Source organism: Moorella thermoacetica (assembly GCF_001267405.1).
GTDB classification, from domain to species: domain Bacteria; phylum Bacillota; class DSM-521; order Neomoorellales; family Neomoorellaceae; genus Neomoorella; species Neomoorella thermoacetica.
The window spans coordinates 723319-738918 of the sequence record NZ_CP012369.1 but is presented as its reverse complement, the minus strand read 5'-3'; the positions used below and the strand labels follow the sequence as shown (position 1 = coordinate 738918).

19 protein-coding genes are annotated in these 15600 nt (G+C 59.8%); 3 read left to right on the top strand and 16 right to left on the bottom strand.

Annotated elements, in window-relative coordinates; all coding sequences use genetic code 11:
* Positions 1–15: 15 nt before the first annotated feature.
* The 6 genes from MOTHE_RS14085 to MOTHE_RS03670 form a co-directional block, all read right to left on the bottom strand.
* Positions 16–927 (bottom strand): ferredoxin family protein, encoded by a 912-nt coding sequence (locus MOTHE_RS14085; protein WP_011392333.1) that lies wholly within the window; start codon positions 925–927, stop codon positions 16–18.
* The gene (locus MOTHE_RS03690) at positions 924–1358 is read right to left on the bottom strand and encodes a hydrogenase iron-sulfur subunit (RefSeq protein ID WP_155767722.1); all 435 of its coding nucleotides are present in this window, start codon (positions 1356–1358) and stop codon (positions 924–926) included. The genes MOTHE_RS14085 and MOTHE_RS03690 overlap by 4 nt, the downstream gene beginning before the upstream one ends.
* Positions 1349–3331, bottom strand: coding sequence for a CoB--CoM heterodisulfide reductase iron-sulfur subunit A family protein (locus tag MOTHE_RS03685; RefSeq protein ID WP_080996769.1), 1983 nt, complete (start codon positions 3329–3331; stop codon positions 1349–1351). Before MOTHE_RS03685 ends, MOTHE_RS03690 begins: the two co-directional genes overlap by 10 nt.
* Complete coding sequence (locus MOTHE_RS03680; protein ID WP_011392331.1) at positions 3328–4227, bottom strand: CoB--CoM heterodisulfide reductase iron-sulfur subunit B family protein; 900 nt, start codon at positions 4225–4227, stop codon at positions 3328–3330. The genes MOTHE_RS03685 and MOTHE_RS03680 overlap by 4 nt, the downstream gene beginning before the upstream one ends.
* The gene (locus MOTHE_RS03675) at positions 4224–4796 is read right to left on the bottom strand and encodes a 4Fe-4S dicluster domain-containing protein (RefSeq protein ID WP_011392330.1); all 573 of its coding nucleotides are present in this window, start codon (positions 4794–4796) and stop codon (positions 4224–4226) included. Before MOTHE_RS03675 ends, MOTHE_RS03680 begins: the two co-directional genes overlap by 4 nt.
* 118 nt (positions 4797–4914) lie before the next feature.
* Complete coding sequence (locus MOTHE_RS03670; protein WP_011392329.1) at positions 4915–6051, bottom strand: geranylgeranyl reductase family protein; 1137 nt, start codon at positions 6049–6051, stop codon at positions 4915–4917.
* Positions 6052–6158: 107 nt separating this feature from the next.
* Here MOTHE_RS03670 and MOTHE_RS03665 point away from each other — a divergent pair, with 107 nt between their 5' ends.
* Together MOTHE_RS03665 and MOTHE_RS03660 are read left to right on the top strand one after the other, a co-directional pair.
* Positions 6159–6647, top strand: a complete 489-nt coding sequence (locus MOTHE_RS03665; protein ID WP_011392328.1) for a general stress protein — start codon at positions 6159–6161, stop codon at positions 6645–6647.
* 152 nt (positions 6648–6799) lie between these two features.
* Positions 6800–6979: a small, acid-soluble spore protein, alpha/beta type gene (locus tag MOTHE_RS03660; protein WP_025774238.1), complete on the top strand. Its 180-nt coding sequence runs from the start codon at positions 6800–6802 to the stop codon at positions 6977–6979.
* A 34-nt stretch (positions 6980–7013) separates the two neighbouring features.
* On the opposite strand, the gene fliY is transcribed toward MOTHE_RS03660, so the two are convergent.
* The 6 genes from fliY to MOTHE_RS03625 all read right to left on the bottom strand — a co-directional run bounded on the left by fliY (position 7014) and on the right by MOTHE_RS03625 (position 11927).
* Positions 7014–8201 carry a flagellar motor switch phosphatase FliY gene (gene fliY, locus MOTHE_RS03655; RefSeq protein ID WP_011392326.1) on the bottom strand — a complete coding sequence of 396 codons (1188 nt, stop codon included), beginning with the start codon at positions 8199–8201 and terminating at the stop codon, positions 7014–7016.
* Positions 8202–9173, bottom strand: a complete 972-nt coding sequence (gene fliM / locus MOTHE_RS03650; RefSeq protein WP_011392325.1) for a flagellar motor switch protein FliM — start codon at positions 9171–9173, stop codon at positions 8202–8204. It abuts the gene before it with no gap.
* Positions 9174–9188: 15 nt separating this feature from the next.
* Positions 9189–9551 (bottom strand): response regulator, encoded by a 363-nt coding sequence (locus tag MOTHE_RS03645; protein WP_011392324.1) that lies wholly within the window; start codon positions 9549–9551, stop codon positions 9189–9191.
* A gap of 22 nt (positions 9552–9573) precedes the next feature.
* Positions 9574–10194, bottom strand: coding sequence for a chemotaxis protein CheC (locus MOTHE_RS03640; RefSeq protein ID WP_071556363.1), 621 nt, complete (start codon positions 10192–10194; stop codon positions 9574–9576).
* A 70-nt stretch (positions 10195–10264) separates the two neighbouring features.
* A complete protein-coding gene (locus tag MOTHE_RS03635; protein ID WP_011392322.1) occupies positions 10265–11044 on the bottom strand; it encodes a CheR family methyltransferase in 780 nt (259 codons plus the stop codon).
* A gap of 379 nt (positions 11045–11423) precedes the next feature.
* Positions 11424–11927, bottom strand: coding sequence for a chemotaxis protein CheD (locus MOTHE_RS03625; RefSeq protein WP_053094686.1), 504 nt, complete (start codon positions 11925–11927; stop codon positions 11424–11426).
* A 102-nt stretch (positions 11928–12029) separates the two neighbouring features.
* Here MOTHE_RS03625 and MOTHE_RS03620 point away from each other — a divergent pair, with 102 nt between their 5' ends.
* A complete protein-coding gene (locus MOTHE_RS03620; RefSeq protein WP_011392320.1) occupies positions 12030–12593 on the top strand; it encodes a zinc ribbon domain-containing protein in 564 nt (187 codons plus the stop codon).
* A gap of 21 nt (positions 12594–12614) precedes the next feature.
* On the opposite strand, the gene MOTHE_RS03615 is transcribed toward MOTHE_RS03620, so the two are convergent.
* The 4 genes from MOTHE_RS03615 to MOTHE_RS03600 form a co-directional block, all read right to left on the bottom strand.
* Positions 12615–13457: a flagellar hook-basal body protein gene (locus MOTHE_RS03615; protein ID WP_011392319.1), complete on the bottom strand. Its 843-nt coding sequence runs from the start codon at positions 13455–13457 to the stop codon at positions 12615–12617.
* A 239-nt stretch (positions 13458–13696) separates the two neighbouring features.
* A complete protein-coding gene (gene flgF, locus MOTHE_RS03610) occupies positions 13697–14458 on the bottom strand; it encodes a flagellar basal-body rod protein FlgF (protein WP_011392318.1) in 762 nt (253 codons plus the stop codon).
* Between the two features lie 29 nt (positions 14459–14487).
* Positions 14488–14979, bottom strand: coding sequence for an MltG/YceG/YrrL family protein (locus tag MOTHE_RS03605; RefSeq protein ID WP_011392317.1), 492 nt, complete (start codon positions 14977–14979; stop codon positions 14488–14490).
* Between the two features lie 53 nt (positions 14980–15032).
* The gene (locus tag MOTHE_RS03600) at positions 15033–15599 is read right to left on the bottom strand and encodes a hypothetical protein (RefSeq protein WP_053094685.1); all 567 of its coding nucleotides are present in this window, start codon (positions 15597–15599) and stop codon (positions 15033–15035) included.
* Position 15600: the final 1 nt, after the last annotated feature.

Below are 15600 nucleotides of genomic sequence, written 5' to 3'. Positions count from 1 at the left end.
GACGCCACCTCCCCCCTACCTATTAAACTCGTCCGGATCATTGAGGTTGTACTGGCCAAGGGGCGGCCGCACTTCCAGATCCAGACCCGCTTCGTACTCGCCGAAGAGTTCGTTTAGGTCTTTGATAATCTTCTTGTTGAGGGCCATAATGGGAATCCCCTCCGGGCAGACCCGCTCACACTCGCCGCACTCAATGCAGCGCCCGGCCACGTGCATAGCCCTGGTGATGGCAAAGAACTGGTTTTCACTGCGGCTCATCTGCTTGCCGCACCAGCCCGATTGAGCACGGTCGAAGATGCACTCGCGGCAGTTACAGGCCGGACAGATATTGCGGCAGGCGTAGCATCGCAGGCAGCGGTCGTACGCACCTGTCCAGAAGGCGTAACGCTCGTCGGGGGTCATGGCCTCGATTTTTTCCACCATCGCAAAACGGCCCTCGGCCGTGGCCGCCGCTTCCCGGGCCCCGGCGCCCCTGTCTTCCTGAAGGAGCTCGTCATAGACTACCGGCTCGGGGTGGGTGCAGTAGAGGCACTTCTCCGCCAGGGGCACCTCCGCCCGGCGGGCTTCCCCCAGGACGGCCGCCCGGCGGCCGTCTTTAACGCCGGGGCAATTGATGCCGATGAGGTATACCCTCTCCCGCTGAATCTGGTTGTCCTGGAGGAGCCGGTTGATGCCCCGGGAGTCGCAGCCCTTGACGAAGAGGGCGATCTTCTCTTCCCCCAGTTTATAATCCAGGAGGTACTTGGCCAGGTTGTTGGTGCAAAACTCGTCCCAGACCAGGCGGTTGCAATCCTCCGGGTCGGTGATAAAGACCGGCGGCGACAGGTACCAGAAGGTCCCTTTCTCCCAGCCGATGACCATCTGCACCTTATTCTGGCTCAGCAACTCCCGGGCCCGGGTACGCATCTGCTCTTGCAAACTGCTCATGCGTCATCCCTCAACTTCCTGTTGGGCCCCAGAGCCCGGATTTCCTCGGTTATCTCGGTGATAACCTGGGCGAAGCGGGGGCCCTCCGAGCCGGAGACCCAGCGTGCCTGGAGTCGCTCCGGCTCCAGGCCCATGAACTGCAGGACCCGCTGCAGTAAAAGGAATCGGCGGCGGGTGAAGTAATTGCCACTAACATAGTGGCAGTCGCCCGGGTGTCAGCCGGATACCAGGACCCCGTCGGCCCCGCGCTGGAAAGCCCGCAGGACGAACTGGGGGTTCACCCGGCCCGAGCAGGGCACCCGGATGACCCGCACGTTGGCCGGGTACTGCAACCGGTTGAGACCTGCCAGGTCGGCCCCGGCATAGGCGCACCAGTTGCAGCAAAAGGCCACGATTTTGGGCTCCCAGCCCGGCGTTTGGGCTACAGACATACCGCATCCACCTCCGCCAGTATTTGTTCGTTGGTAAAGCCGCGTAGATTCATGGCGCTGGACGGGCAGGCAACCGAGCAGGTTCCGCAGCCCTGGCACAGGCCGTTGTTCACCGACGCCACCCGGCGGCTGACCTGCCTGCCGGCCACCCGTTCCGTAATGGTCTTGATGGAAATGGCCTTGTAGGGACAAATCTTCTCACACATGGCACAGCCGGAGCAAATGCTTTCATCTACGGCGGCGATCATGGGATCGGTGGCCATCTCATCCTTCGCAAAGAGCTGGCAGACCTTGACGGCCGCCGCGCTGGCCTGGGAGACGGTGTCGGGGATATCCTTGGGCCCCTGGCAGGCCCCGGCCAGGAAGACACCGGCTGTAAAGGTCTCCACCGGCCGCAGTTTCGGGTGGGCCTCCTGGAAGAAGCCGTCTTTATCGGTCTGCAGGCCGATCATCTTGGCCACTTTCTCCCAGCCATGGCTGGGGACCATGGCCGTAGCCAGAACCACCATGTCGGCGGCAACCTCTACCTGGCGGCCAAGCAAGGTATCCTCGCCGCGGACAATGAGCTTGTCGCCTTCCTGGAAGACCCGGCTCACCCGGCCGCGGACGTAAATGGCCCCCTCGTGGACGGAGCGCTGCTGGAATTCCTCGTAGGCTTTGCCCGGGGTGCGGATATCCATATAGAAGACAATTGCCTGGGAGTCGGGAATCTTCTCCAGCACCTGGTGGGCGTGCTTGGCCGTATACATACAGCAGGCCCGGGAGCAGTAGCTCTTGCCCTTGGCCTCGTCCCGGGAACCTACGCACTTAATAAAGACCACCGTCTTGGGTTCCTTACCGTCGGAGGGCCTCAGGATCTTACCGCCGGTGGGACCGGAGGCGTTGTTCAAGCGTTCGAAGTGCATACCGGTGATGACATCCGGGTACTTGCCGTAACCGTATTCACCGTAAACCTCTTCCCATTTAAAGAGGTCATAGCCGGTGGCCACGACAATGGCGCCGAAGTTCTCGGTTATAACCTCATCCTGTTGCTCATAGTCAATGGCTTTGGCCGGGCAGACCTTCTGGCAGACGCCGCACTTGCCTTTGGTGAACTGGCGGCAGTGCTCCCGGTCGATTACCGGCACTGCCGGCACCGCCTGGGGGAAGGGCAGGTAAATGGCCTTACGCTTACCCAGGCCCAGGTCGAACTCGCTGTCGACCCTGGTCGGGCATTTCTCCCAGCAGGTACCGCAGCCGGTACACTTGCCGGCGTCCACCGAGCGGGCCTTCTGGCGAATGGTCACTTCGAAATTGCCTACATAGCCGGCGATATTCTCTACTTCCGCATAGGTCATGAGTTTAATATGAGGGTGCTGCGCCGCAGCAACCATTTTCGGCGTGCTTATTCAAGCAGAACAGTCCAGGGTCGGGAAGGTTTTGTCCAGCTTGACCATGTTGCCGCCGATGGTCGGTTCCCGGTCTAACAGTACCACCTCGTAGCCGGCATCGGCAATATCCAGGGCGGCCTGCATACCGGCAATACCGGCGCCGATGACCAGGGCCCGCTTGGTAATGGGGATAGTAGCCGCCTGGAGGGGACCGTCACGGCTCACCTTGGCCACGGCGGCCCGCACCAGGTCGATGGCCTTGGCGGTAGCCCGCTCTTTATCCCGGGCGTGGACCCAGGCGCACTGCTCGCGGATATTGGCCATTTCAAAAAGATAGGGATTGATACCGGCACTCTCCACCGTCTTCCGGAAGGTCGGCTCGTGGAGGCGGGGCGAGCAGGAGGCCACAACTACCCGGTCCAGACGCTGTTCCTTGATGGCCTTACGAATGAGTTCCTGCCCCGGGTCGGAGCACATATACTGGTAATCAGTGGCGTAGACAACCCCGGGAAAATTCCCGGCCGTTGCGGCCACTTTCTTAACATCGACCACAGAGGCGATATTGGTGCCGCAGTGGCAGATAAAGACGCCAATGCGTTTCATGCTGTTTCCCTCCTTGTAGCCGGGTGCCGCAGGATTTCCTTGGCCTCCAGCAAGGGAAGCGGGTTAACAAAGTGGGTTGTAAGCCCCAAGTCCTTGGGCGCGTAACCCAGGGCCAGGCCCATGAGTTCCGTAAAGTAGAAGATGGGGAGTTGGAACTGGTCGCCGTGGGCTGCCGCCGCCTGGGCCTCCCGCATGTCCAGGTTCAGGAAGCATAAGGGGCAGGCGGTGACGACGCCCTCAGCACCGGCGTCCCTGGCGTGGCGCAGGACCTGGTAGATCATCCGAACGCCGATGTCCCCCCGGGCCGTGGCGAGGCTCCCGCCACAGCATTCAGTCTTGTAGGACCAGCTGACGGCTTCGCCCCCCAGGGCGTCAATCAGGCGATCCATGGCCATGGGGTCCTCCGGGTCGTCAAAGGCCGTTAACTTTGGCGGCCGGACCAGAAGACAGCCGTAATAGGCCGCCAGTTTCAGGCCCGCCAGGGGCTTGACCACCTGCTCCTTGATTTTCTCCAGGCCGACCTCATTGACCATGACATCCAGTAAGGCCCGGGTCTTATTGGTGGCCCGGTAATCCCGGCCAATGATTTCACTGATGGTCGCCCGCATGCTTTCCGACTCCCGCACGGCCGTCTCGGCGGCCCGCAGGCGGTTAAAGCAGGCGGCACAGGGCACGGCCACGTCCAGTCCTTCGGCCTCGGCGATGGCGAGATTCCGTGCCGGCAGGGCCAGGGACAGGAGGTGATTGTTATTATGGGCGGCCGTGGCGCCGCAGCAACTCCAGTCAGGGATCTCCCAGAGCTCTACCCCCAGGTGCCGGGCTACCAGCTTCGCCGACTGGTTGTACTCCTTGGCTGTAGCCTCCAGGGAGCAACCCGGGTAATAGGCGTATTTCAAGACCGGTCACCTCCTCGGGCACGAACCCTGGTGAAAATATCTTTTATCCCGGCAACGTCCTTGATCTTCATGGGGAAGGGGCTGATCTTCCCTTTCAACAACAGGGGCGGTGCCAGCATGGCGTCCTTAAAGGGTTGGCCCGACTGCAGGTTGTACTGGACTATGAGGCCCATCTCGTGGGCCCGGCCGTAGCGCTCCACCGTCCCCAGGAAGGCGCGCTCAAAGATATCGACTTTTTTCTCGTTAATCAGGCCCCGCCGGCGGGCCTCCTGGCGCACAACCTCCATGAGCCGCGGCAGGTTGACTTCCCGGGGGCAGCGGGTGTAACAGGCCTGGCAGCAGGCACACAGCCAGGGGGTATGGCTTTTCAAGGCTTCCTCCACCAGGCCAAGCTGCAACAGGCGAATAACCTGGCGCGGCGTGTAGTCCATCCATGCGGCCACCGGGCAACCGGCCGAGCACTTGCCACACTGGTAACAATCACTCAAAACAACTCCGCTCTCGGCTTCGACCTGGCTTTTTAAGGCCTGGTTCCGGCGCAGGGAGCCGGCCAGCTCCACCCGTTCCATACTCCTCACCCTCTTTCTTTGTTCCTTCCAACACTTAAACAGCCAAAAAATACTCGTCTTTTATAATTCTTGCTGTTTGGCCAGATTCCTCTTTTTGAACAAAAAAAGCCTGGCCCTTTTAGCGGGCCAGGCGAAAGATGGCGTAGCGCCGGGTCAGGTACTGCCAGAGGTCGGGGTAGGTATCCCGGCCGAAGAGGACCTCCACCAGGCGCCTGGCTATCCCGGGGTTGGCCGTCACCAGGCGATGGACCACCGGGGTCAGGGCATAAACCACCCTGGCGATGCGCCGGGCGTAGTGGAGGGGCTGTAATAATTCATCGTAGAGCCGGCGGGAATAAGCCCCCGGCTCCCCGGTACCTGCCAGGGTTGCCATGATGGTTTCCGCCGCCAGGCGGCCGCTCCGGAGGGCATAGTAAATTCCCTCCCCGGAGAAGGGATCCACCAGGCCTGCGGCATCCCCCACCAGGAGGGCCCGGCCGGTGTGAAAGACGCCCGCCTGGCCGTCGGCCGCCGGGATAACCGCGCCGCGACAGCGTAAGTTCGCCGGCACCGCCAACCCCAGCCCGCGACAAAAGGTATCGAAGTAGCGCCTCAGGCCTTTGACCCGGCGGGTAAAGGAGCCTATTCCCACCGAGAGGTGGTCCCCCTTGGGAAAGACCCAGCCGTAGCCGTAAGGAATACCTCCATAGCTCAGGTGGACCTGGCCCCGATAACTCGTAAGGAGGCCGGCGTCAACCGGCACTTCGCACTCCAGGGTTATTCCGGCCGTTCCCCCGGGTTTAAAGGGGAGGCTGCGCCGCACCAGGCTCAGGGCGCCGTCGGCCCCGACCAGGAAGCGTCCTTCCCAGGTGCAGCCGTCTTGCCCTTGAACCTTCACCCCCCCGGCTGTTTCCGTCACTCCGGTCACCCGGTAGCCGTCCCTGACCTCGGCTCCGGCCCTGGCTGCCTCTGTGAGAAGCCAGGAATCGAACTTTTCCCTGCTGACCATTTTTATTACCGGCTGCTCGCAGGTTATCTTTAGGGGACGTTCCTGGCGATGGTAAAAAATAACTTCACGGGTAGTATCTTCTATTAAGTCTTCCCAACCCGCTTCCAGCTCACCCTGGGCTTTACCGGTCAAACCGCCGCCACAGGGTTTATAACGGGGAAAGCGCGCCCGGTCAAATATGGCCACCTTAAGACCCTGGCGAGCCAGCAGGCGACCGCAGGTGCTCCCGGCCGGGCCGGCGCCGCAGATTAAAACATCGTATTGCAAAAGCAGCCACCTCGTCGAAAATCCTTAGTTTTAATTATATCCGCATAGCGGCCGGGTAAAAGGCCATAATAAAAATAAATTTGGATCTGCCAAAGGAGGATCTCAGCATGGCGAAAACAGTAATTGCCGTCTTTAGCAACGAACAGGTGGCCAAAGAGGCCGTTGAAGACCTGCGCCGGGCCGGCTTTGACCGGGAAATATCCATCCTGGCCAAAGACCAGGGCCGGGAAGGCGGTGACCAGGAAGGCGGCCTGAATATGGGAGCCGACACGGGCGGGATAAGTGACGGTGTGACCACCGGCGGCGTCCTGGGCGGCCTGGCCGGACTGGCTGCCGGTGCCGGAGCCCTGGTAATCCCCGGAATCGGACCTCTCATCGCAGCCGGTCCCATAGCCGGCCTCCTCTCTGGCGCGGCCACCGGAGGCGTTGCCGGCGGACTGATTGACTGGGGCATCCCGGAAGCCGAGGGCCGGGAATACGAAAACGAAATCCGCCAGGGCAAAATGCTGGTTTCCGTTCGCTGTGACGATCAGCGTGCCGATCAGGCCAACAAGATCCTGAAGGACCACGGTGCCGATCGGGTCCGCATCCACTAGTTTGAAATTAAAGGAAGCCGGGTTATACTTTATAACCCGGCCTCTTACTTTAACGGCAGGTCCGGCCTGTCTTTCCAGGAATGCCTTGTATGCTGCGGTCAGTGACGGTCGAAGCTAATTAGCGGAGGGCAGTACAAAAAGGAGGCTTGATCATGGCCAGAAGGCGCGGGATTATGTCCGAGGCCCTGAAATGGGAACTGGCCAAGGAGTTGGGAGTAGCCGACACCGTGGCCACTGAAGGGTGGGGCGGCGTGCCGTCCCGCCAATGCGGCAACCTGGTCCGACTAGCCATTGAAAAAGCTGAACAAGCGTTGGTGAACAACCAATCGTAACTGCCCCCGCCGGAGCCGTCAGGCTCCGGTTTTGTTACTGGCGCAGGTGGTTGATGCGCTCGTAGGGTTCCAGGATATGGGTGATGCGGACGCCGAAGTTCTCGTTGACAATCACTACTTCCCCCTGGGCGATGGGGGTGCCGTTGACAGTGATTTGCACCGGCTCTTCCACCAGGCGGTCCAGTTCTACAATAGCTCCCGGGGCCAAACTCAAGATATCCTGGATGCGTTTCATTGCCGTGCCCAGGATAACCTCAATATCCAGGGGTACGTCCAGGATGAGGTCAATATTGCGGGAGGAAGCGCCGTAGACCTGGCCCTGGCGCTGTGTCTGGCCCCCGCCCGGGCTACCTGCTCCACCAGGTGTCTGGGCCCGGGAAGATGGCGCGGAGGCCTGCGTGGTAGGAGGGGCAGGTGCAGGAGCGGATTCCGCAGGGGTAGCGGCGGGAGCCGGGGCACTGGCCGGAGTACCGCCCCCGTTTACTGCCGGGGCCGCCGCGGTTTCCGCCCCCGTACTTGCACCGGCGGCAGGCTCGGAGCCCATGAGCATACGCACCTCGTCCTTGGCGATCTCCATGGGCATAACCTGCATAATCTGGCTGTCCACCAGGCCCTCGATTTCCATCTTAAAACAAACCACGACTATTGACTGCGCTGTAGCCCAGGGCGACGTATAGCTCTCGTTGTTAAAATTAACCGCCGTCAAATGCGGCGGGGTGATCTTAACGCTGCGCTGGAAAATAGTAGCCATGGAGGTGGCTGCGCTGCCGACCATCTGGTTCATGGCTTCCGCCACGGCGCTACTCTTGATCTCGTCCAGTTCCGGGGTCACGTTTTCACCGCTGCCGCCCATCATCAGGTCAGCGATTATAGCTGCGTCGCTGACTTTGATTATCAGGAGGTTGGAGCCCTGAAGCCCTTCGGTAAAATTTACCTCTACCAGGACATAAGGGACCTGGAAGGAAGCAAAAAGCTCCTCCGGGGTCATGATCTTTATCGTCGGCGTAGTGATTAAAACCCGTTTATTGAGAATCTGGGATAAGGCCGTAGCCGCGCTACCCATAGAGATGTTGCCGATCTCCCCCAGGGTGTCCTTTTCCAGGTCACTCAGGGTTGCCTCCGGGGCGGCCGCAGCTTCAGGCTCCGCCGGTGCCGCCGTTTCTATATCCGTGTGGCCCTTCAACAGGGCATCTATCTCTTCCTGGGATAAAAAGTCACCCACCTATACCACCTCTGTTACCTGGACGGCAATTTTTTTATTCACAATCCCCGGTTGAACCTGAAACTTATGGTGCCCGTCTACATAGAGTTCCAGGTCCTCGCCCACTGTTTTTTCCAGGGTAATGACATCCCCAACCTGGAGCTGGATAAAATCCCGCACCGGCAAGCGGGTGCGGCCTATGTAAGCGATCAATTCCACCGGCACTTCGGCCAGGATCTTCTCGACCACCGTCCGGTAATCAGGCCTGGCTTCCCTTTCCCCGCCGGTGGCAAACCAGTGGCTGGCCGAAAGGCGGGAAATGACCGGCTCCAGGAGCATATAGGGCAGGCAGAGGTTTAAAAGACCCTCATACTTGCCCACCGTTGTCCCCATGGTGATGACGGCAACCGTCTCGTTGGGGGAAATGGCCTGGGTAAACTGGGGGTTGGTTTCCATATTCTCCAATTTGGGAGTAATGTTTTGGATGTCGGACCAGGAATAGGAGAGCTGTTCCAGCATGCGGCTGTTTAAACGCCGCAGGACGTGGAGCTCGATCTCCGTCAACTCCCGGTTACGGGCCACCATCTCCCCCCGACCGCCGAAGAGCAGGTCGATAATGGGGAAGATGAAATTCATGTTGGTCTCCAGGACCGCCGAACCCTTTAAAGGCTCCATGCTGAAGACGTTCATCAGGGTCGGCGTCGGCAACGAGAGAATAAAATCCTCATAGGTCATCTGTTCCACCGAGACGATCTTCACCTGGATGCTGGCCCGCAGGTAGGCCGAAAGGAAGTTGGCCACCAGGCGCCCGTAATTTTCGTGGATCATATACAGGGTGCGCAGGTGTTCCTTGGAAAACTTATTGGGCCGGCGAAAGTCGTATTTCTTGGCCTTAGGGGTAGCCTCTTCTTTAATGACCTCCGTCTGAACCTCGCCGCTGTTCAGGGCCTGGAGGAGGGCGTCAATCTCCGCCTGGGATAGGACGTCAGCCATAAAAGCTCCCCCGTCCTAAGCCAGGGCCTTTTCCAGGGCCTGGAGAACCCGGTCCTGCTGGAAGGGTTTGACAATAAAATCCCGTGCGCCGGCCTGGATAGCTTCCATTACCATTAACTGCTGCCCCATGGCACTGCACATGATAATCCGCGCCTGGGGATCAATCTGCTTGATGGCCTTGACGGCGGCGATGCCGTCCATTTCCGGCATGGTAATATCCATGGTTACTACATCCGGCCGGAGCTCCTGGTACATGGCCACGGCCTTCTGACCGTTTTCAGCCTCCCCGGCGATTTCATAGCCGTTTTTTACCAGAATATCTTTAATCATCATGCGCATGAAGGCCGCGTCGTCAACTATTAAAACCCGCTTGCCCATAAATCTTAACGTCCCCCCATTTTCAATCTAGCTGAAGCCCCAGGGATTGCAGGATTATACCCAGGGCCCTGTCTTCGGGTACAAGGAAAAAGTGACCGTTGATGGTGATTGCTTCCCCGTAGAATTTCGTTTCGATAACTAGCGCCCGGTCAGAGAAATAACCCCCTTCCAGGAAGGCTGAACTTAAAACCGCCCCCAGCATATCGAAGGCAAAGGCCGGGACCGAAGGTATAAGATTTAAATGGCAAAAATCGGAAAAAGCGTTCAAAAAAGACCCCGCCAGGATATTGCTGACCTCTGTCAAGACAGAGGCTCCCATGTCGTCAATAACATTCGTAGTTCCAACAGGCCGGCCCAGCAGCAGGTCGACCAGGAGGTAGGCGCTGGTTTCGTTGAGGAGGAAAAATATCTTGCTCGGGGCCGGGCCGGCCACGGTAAACTCCACGCAGGCGACAGGTTCTTCTTCATGGCCCACAAGGCTGACCATATCCTTTAAAGGCAGGACGCCGGCCCGGGGTACGGTCATCTGGACCCGGTTGCCGAGGAGGCTGGCCAGAGACGTGGCGGCATTGCCGGCACCGATATTACCGATTTCCCTGAGGGCATCCAGGTGCAGGGCGTTGAGTTTGTCCCAGGTATCCATTTTGCTCCCTCCCAGGGCCATCTCCGTAAAATACGCTAAAGCTGTAACTCTACCAGGTAAATGTCCATTTTCAGCTGGTCCCTGCAGGGCGGCGGTAGAACCAGGGGGCAATCTTTTCAAAACCCAGTTCCCGGTATTGAAACAGGTTCTCGGTGGCGCCGATGAAGAACACGCCCCCCGGTGCCAGGGCCTGGTAAAAACGGCGGTAAAGGTCGTTCTGGGTATCGGCGGTAAAGTAGATAACCACGTTGCGGCAGATAATTAGGTGAAAACCGCTGCCGTAGGCATCCTTAAGCAGGTCGTGCTGGCGGAAATCGACCATGCCCTTGATTTGTTCCTGCAGGTAAAAGTGATCGCCTTCGCGGCGAAAATAGCGGTTGAGCCTGGTGGGGGTGACGGCCTGGAGGGCGCGCTCCCCGTAGACTCCCCGGCGGGCCGCCGCCAGGGCGCCTGGATCAATATCGGTAGCCAAAATCTGGTGCCGGCCTCCAGGGGCCAGTTCCGCCAGTAAAATAGCCACCGAATAGGGTTCCGGTCCGTCGGCGCATCCGGCGCTCCAGACTTTAAGGTCCCGGAAGGTAGCCAGGAGGGAGGGCAGGATCTCTTGCTCCAGCCTGACAAATATCTCCTGGTTGCGAAAAAACTCGGAAACGTTGATGGTTATTTTATCAATAAAACGCTGCCACTGCTGTCCGTCCCTGGCCAGCAAATTCAGGTAGGCACCGTAATCGGGCACCTGCAAGAGGGCCATTAGGCTGTCGATGCGCCGCTTGAGCTGGGGTTCTTTATAGCCGTCCAGGTAAAGGCCGAAACGCCGGTAAACTGCCTCTTTAAACTCGGCAAAATCCATTTCTTCCTCCAAAAATAGGGTTCTACCAAATTATACGATTATTATACGATTATTGGTTTGCTTCCTGAAGGCTGGAGGTACAGGCTCCGGGCTCCGGTGGTTCTCGGCTAGCAAACTTGGCGCTCAGTTGCTTAAGCGGCGGGGGTGGCTCGGCTTTATCTCTTTTATCATTCATAACGGGGCGTGGTACTTCTCGTTCCTGAAGCCACTTTACGATCCCCATCCCGTTCACCGCCGCCTCCCTGCGGCTTCGCTTAGTTTGCTGACGCCTCAAACCAAGTCGCCCTCCGCCTGTACCTTCCAGCCCCTTGCCTCAGCCTAGCATTTTCATAGTTCGTGGCGAGGCGTCAGACCCCATAAAGGGCTCCTCCGTAAATCTTTAAATTACTTTAAGTGGCCGGCCGATGGTGCGAATAAGCACGTCGCCGCTTTCCAGGTCGAAGATCATGGTCCGGCCGTAGTTACCGCCGGTGTCTTCGGCCACCAGGGGGATGGCCAGCTCCTGGAGGGTCTGGCGAACCATGGCGGCGTTACGCTGGCCGATATTCAATAGAGAAAGGTGCCGGTCCCCGGAGGTAAACATCTGGGCACCGCCTGCTATCTTGGCCACCAGCCGCCCCCGCCGGGCGCCCCGACCAATCAAGGCCGCCACCAGGTCGGGGATGGCCAGGTCGGCAAACTTGGCCCGGTTACTGCGATCCTGGAACTGGCTGCTATCCGGTAACATGATGTGGGCCAGGCCGCCCATGCGGTTCAGGGAATCGTAAAGGGCAATTCCCACGCAAGAGCCGAGACCCAGGGTGATCAGGCGTCCCGGGGCTCGCAGGACCTGCCACTCCGCTATACCGACTTTAACCTCTTGGGGTTTGATTATAGCCTCCAAGGCCCTTCCTCTCTCGTTTTTCTAAGTTTAATCCCGACCTGTCATATTTTAGCATCCTTCTGGCAATAATACAATACAAATCCCCTGACAGGAGGCCTGGCGATGGTCTATTGTTCCCAGTGCAGGCAACCACTACCGCCCGGCTGGCGCTTCTGCCCGGACTGTAACCCCGCTCAAGCGGTCGGAAACCGGAAGGAAGCCGTTCTCTGGCTCCTGCTGGGTAACTTTTCCCAGGAACATCGCCGTCCCCAAATGGCCGCCCTCTTTTACCGGGCGGCCCTGGAGGCCGACCCGGAAAACTGGGAAGCGAGCTTCAATCTGGGCTGTCAGGCCTGGCAGGAAGGCCAGGTGGACAGGGCCCTTTCCTGGTGGAAAACCAGCTTACAGGCCAATCCGGACAATTACCTGGCTCATTTTAACCTTGGTACATACTTCCTTTATAATCGCAACCTCAGCGCCGCCCGTTACCACCTGACCCGGGCGCGTCGGCTCAAACCGGACTACCTGGCAGCGCGGATCAACCTGGGCACGACCTACCTCCTCCTGGGACTGGCTGATGCGGCCCGGGAGGAGTATATCTATGTCCTGAAACAGGACCCAGGTCACGTCGGCGCTCGCCGCGGCCTGGCCTTAATCAGCAAAGTCTTTAAAGGCGCCCAATCATAGCCCGGGCCAACTCCCTCTACCTTAGCGCCGCAGGTTATTGGCCAGGCTCCACATCTCATCGGCCACCCGGATAGTGCGGGAGTTCAATTCGTAGGCCCGCTGGGCGACCACCATCCTGGTCATAGTCGCCGCCAGGTCGACGTTTGCCGCCTCCAGGTAGCCGGAACGCAGGGTGCCCAGAACGGGACCGGGAGTACCAGTAGTTTCCGAATTTCCAGCAGTACCGGGAGCACCGTAAAAAAGCTGGCCACAGGCTGGCGTCAGCCGGTAAAGGTTGTCCCCCACGGCCTCAAGGCCGGCCGGGTTGGATACGGTATAGAGATATATCTGCCCCAGGGGCTGTACCTGGCCGTTAACGGTGGCCGTGATTGTGCCGTCGGCGGCCACGTTAATATTTTCCGCCTCAGGCGGCAGGTTTAATGGTACATCCTGGTTATTACCGGCGGGGATAGCCAGATAATAACCGCCGTCGTTAACCACGTTGCCATCGGCGTCGCGGTGAAAGTTGCCGTCGCGGGTAAGAAACCTCTCCCCCGCCCCGTTGACCACAGCAAAAAAACCCTCCCCCTGGATGGCCAAGTTCAGGGGCTCGCCGGTCTGCACCAGGGCTCCCTGGCTGAAGTCCTTTACTATGCTGGCGACCTTCACTCCTGTTCCCAGGCTCACTGTAGACCCCGGGGCCTGGGGTTGCTCCACTGGCATGCCAGCTTCCATCACCGGCCGGTAAACCAGGTCGGAGAAGCCGACCCTGACCTGCTTGTAACCGGTGGTATTCACATTGGCGATATCATTGGCCAGGCTATCTACCTGGACCTGCTGGGCCCGCATACCGCTGGCTCCTCGCCAGAGCGCGCCGATCATCATGGTTACCTCCTCCGCAAGTAGGATCTGCCAAATCAGGCTGTTGGTTGGCCTCATTTCAGCCTGCATCTTCATGTCGTCGAGGGGGCGGCAGCCCTTATGGACGGCTACCCTAAATTACCTGTCATATCATTGTTCTACCTATGGGCAGATTCCCTTTCCGCCCTGGTATTGCCCTACCCGGTCCCAGGACCGTGAAGCCCCGGCCGCGCTGCTTGCAGGCTCCTGGTCGCCAGGAAATGCTACCTGAGACTCCCTACTTCGTTGACGCTTTTAGCCAGGGTCTGGTCCTCAGTCTGAATAACCTTCTGGTTGGCTTCATAGCTGCGCAGGACGGCCAGCATGTCAACCAGCTCCCGGGCAAGATCCACGTTAGATTCCTCCAGCCAGCCCTGCTTGACCTGGAAATTGGCCGCCGGCAGGGCCTGGGCACCCGGGGCGGTGAAAAGGGTATCCCCCTGGCGCTGGAGGAGGGCCGGGTTGGCAAAGGTCACTACCCGCAGCTGGTCCACTACTTGCCCATTGACCAGAATCCGGCCGCCGGCGTCAACCTTAAAATCAGTGGTACCCACATAGATATCGCCATTCTGCCCCTGCACCGGGTAACCCTCGGCGGTAACCAGCCAGCCACCGGGATCCACCTGGAATTGTCCGTTACGGGTATAGGCCTCGCCGCCGGGGGTCCGGACGACGAAAAAGGCCGGCGAGACTCCCACCCCTGGTTGTACCAGGGCCAGGTCCGTGGCGTGCCCGGTTTCCGTCAAAGGCCCCGGTTCGGTGTTAGTATAAATATTATCCACCATGACCCCGGGGCTAAAGGGACCTATGGGGATGGCCTGGTTTTTCTCCAGGCGCTGGAGGAGCATCTCCGGGAAGGAACGGACTGTAGCTACGGCGCTTTTGAAACCGCCGGTAGTGGCGTTGGCCAGGTTGTTGCTGATGACGTCCTGGCGCATCTCCTGGACCAGCATACCTGTAGAGGCCAGGTATAAACCCCTGAGCATAGAGAAACCCACCCTTCCATAAAGTTCGGCTAGCTTGTCAGGCGCTTGATAATCTCCTGGACGTTCCCCGGAGGCAAGTAGTAAGAACCGGCTTTAATTTTCTCCACCAGCCCCTGGCGGTGAATCTCGGCCTCAAAGACAGCCGCGCTGATAACCCCCCTGGCCTCCAGGCTGGCGGCAATATCCTTAAGGTCGGCTCCGGCCGGGATGGTTACTAGAATTTCCCCCTCCGGCCCGGCTGCCGTAGCCGGTCCGGGCATCTCCCGGCCCGGTCCGCCAGGACCGGCCCCTGTTTGGGCGGGGGTAGCCCCTTGTTGGGAAGAATTAGCACCTGCCCCGGCAGGAGTGGCTCCCGGGGCTGCTGCCGGCGGTTTAGCATCCTCCTTCCCGGGTGCGGGCGCCAGGGGGACAACCTCATCCCGGAAAACCATACCGTAGTCCCGCGCCCGGGCAATAATCTCCTCTTTGGTGGGGCCGGGGTGCCAGGCCAGGAGGAAGATCCCCGCCAGGAAAAAACCCAATCCCAGGCCCAGTCCCAGGGGAACCAGGAAGCCAGCCCTGGTCTTTAACGCCGTTAGCGGTGTAAATTGAGGATTAATGCGATTTCACCCTTTCCCCGGCCAAAGCGCCGGGCTAGGCTTTCTATACTCTCGCCCCGGGCATGGGCCCGGCGAATCTCCTCCCTGATGTCAGGTGCTCCTTCCCGGGACCGGGCGGGGACCTGCCCGGGACCCTCTTTAGCGACTGTCCCGGCGTTCCCGGGCGGCCCGGCTGCCCCCGCCCGGCGGGCCGCGGCCTCCTGCCCGGCGGGTGCGGCTCCCGCCCCGCCGGCCACCCCACTCGCCAGGGCCGCATCCAGGTAGGCGCGAAAGGCTGCCTCCCTGGTAACTGTACCCGGCACGCTGTCCGCCTCCCCTGCCAGGCGGGCCGTCAGGCTGGCCACTTCCTCCTGGAGGTCGGCCAGGCGGGCCTCCAGTTCCTTTACCTGCTCATTCCCCGGAGTGCTCCCGCCGCCAGGGGCAGCGGTATCCCCTGGCGGTGGTAAGGCCGGTGCGCCCCTGTCTGCTGCCAGCAGGGTCAATGCCGGCCGGACAAAAGATAGGATTAACAAGGCTCCCAGGATTATAAAGAAATAAGCCACC

Excerpts from the sequence above, each read along its gene's own strand:
- MOTHE_RS14085 (WP_011392333.1), bottom strand. The coding sequence starts at position 927 with ATGAGCAGTTTGCAAGAGCAGATGCGTACCCGGGCCCGGGAGTTGCTG.
- MOTHE_RS03675 (WP_011392330.1), bottom strand. The coding sequence starts at position 4,796 with ATGGAACGGGTGGAGCTGGCCGGCTCCCTGCGCCGGAACCAGGCCTTA.
- MOTHE_RS03665 (WP_011392328.1), top strand. The coding sequence starts at position 6,159 with ATGGCGAAAACAGTAATTGCCGTCTTTAGCAACGAACAGGTGGCCAAA.
- MOTHE_RS03660 (WP_025774238.1), top strand. The coding sequence starts at position 6,800 with ATGGCCAGAAGGCGCGGGATTATGTCCGAGGCCCTGAAATGGGAACTG.
- fliM (WP_011392325.1), bottom strand. The coding sequence starts at position 9,173 with ATGGCTGACGTCCTATCCCAGGCGGAGATTGACGCCCTCCTCCAGGCC.
- MOTHE_RS03645 (WP_011392324.1), bottom strand. The coding sequence starts at position 9,551 with ATGGGCAAGCGGGTTTTAATAGTTGACGACGCGGCCTTCATGCGCATG.
- MOTHE_RS03640 (WP_071556363.1), bottom strand. The coding sequence starts at position 10,194 with ATGGATACCTGGGACAAACTCAACGCCCTGCACCTGGATGCCCTCAGG.
- MOTHE_RS03635 (WP_011392322.1), bottom strand. The coding sequence starts at position 11,044 with ATGGATTTTGCCGAGTTTAAAGAGGCAGTTTACCGGCGTTTCGGCCTT.
- MOTHE_RS03620 (WP_011392320.1), top strand. The coding sequence starts at position 12,030 with ATGGTCTATTGTTCCCAGTGCAGGCAACCACTACCGCCCGGCTGGCGC.
- MOTHE_RS03615 (WP_011392319.1), bottom strand. The coding sequence starts at position 13,457 with ATGATGATCGGCGCGCTCTGGCGAGGAGCCAGCGGTATGCGGGCCCAG.
- flgF (WP_011392318.1), bottom strand. The coding sequence starts at position 14,458 with ATGCTCAGGGGTTTATACCTGGCCTCTACAGGTATGCTGGTCCAGGAG.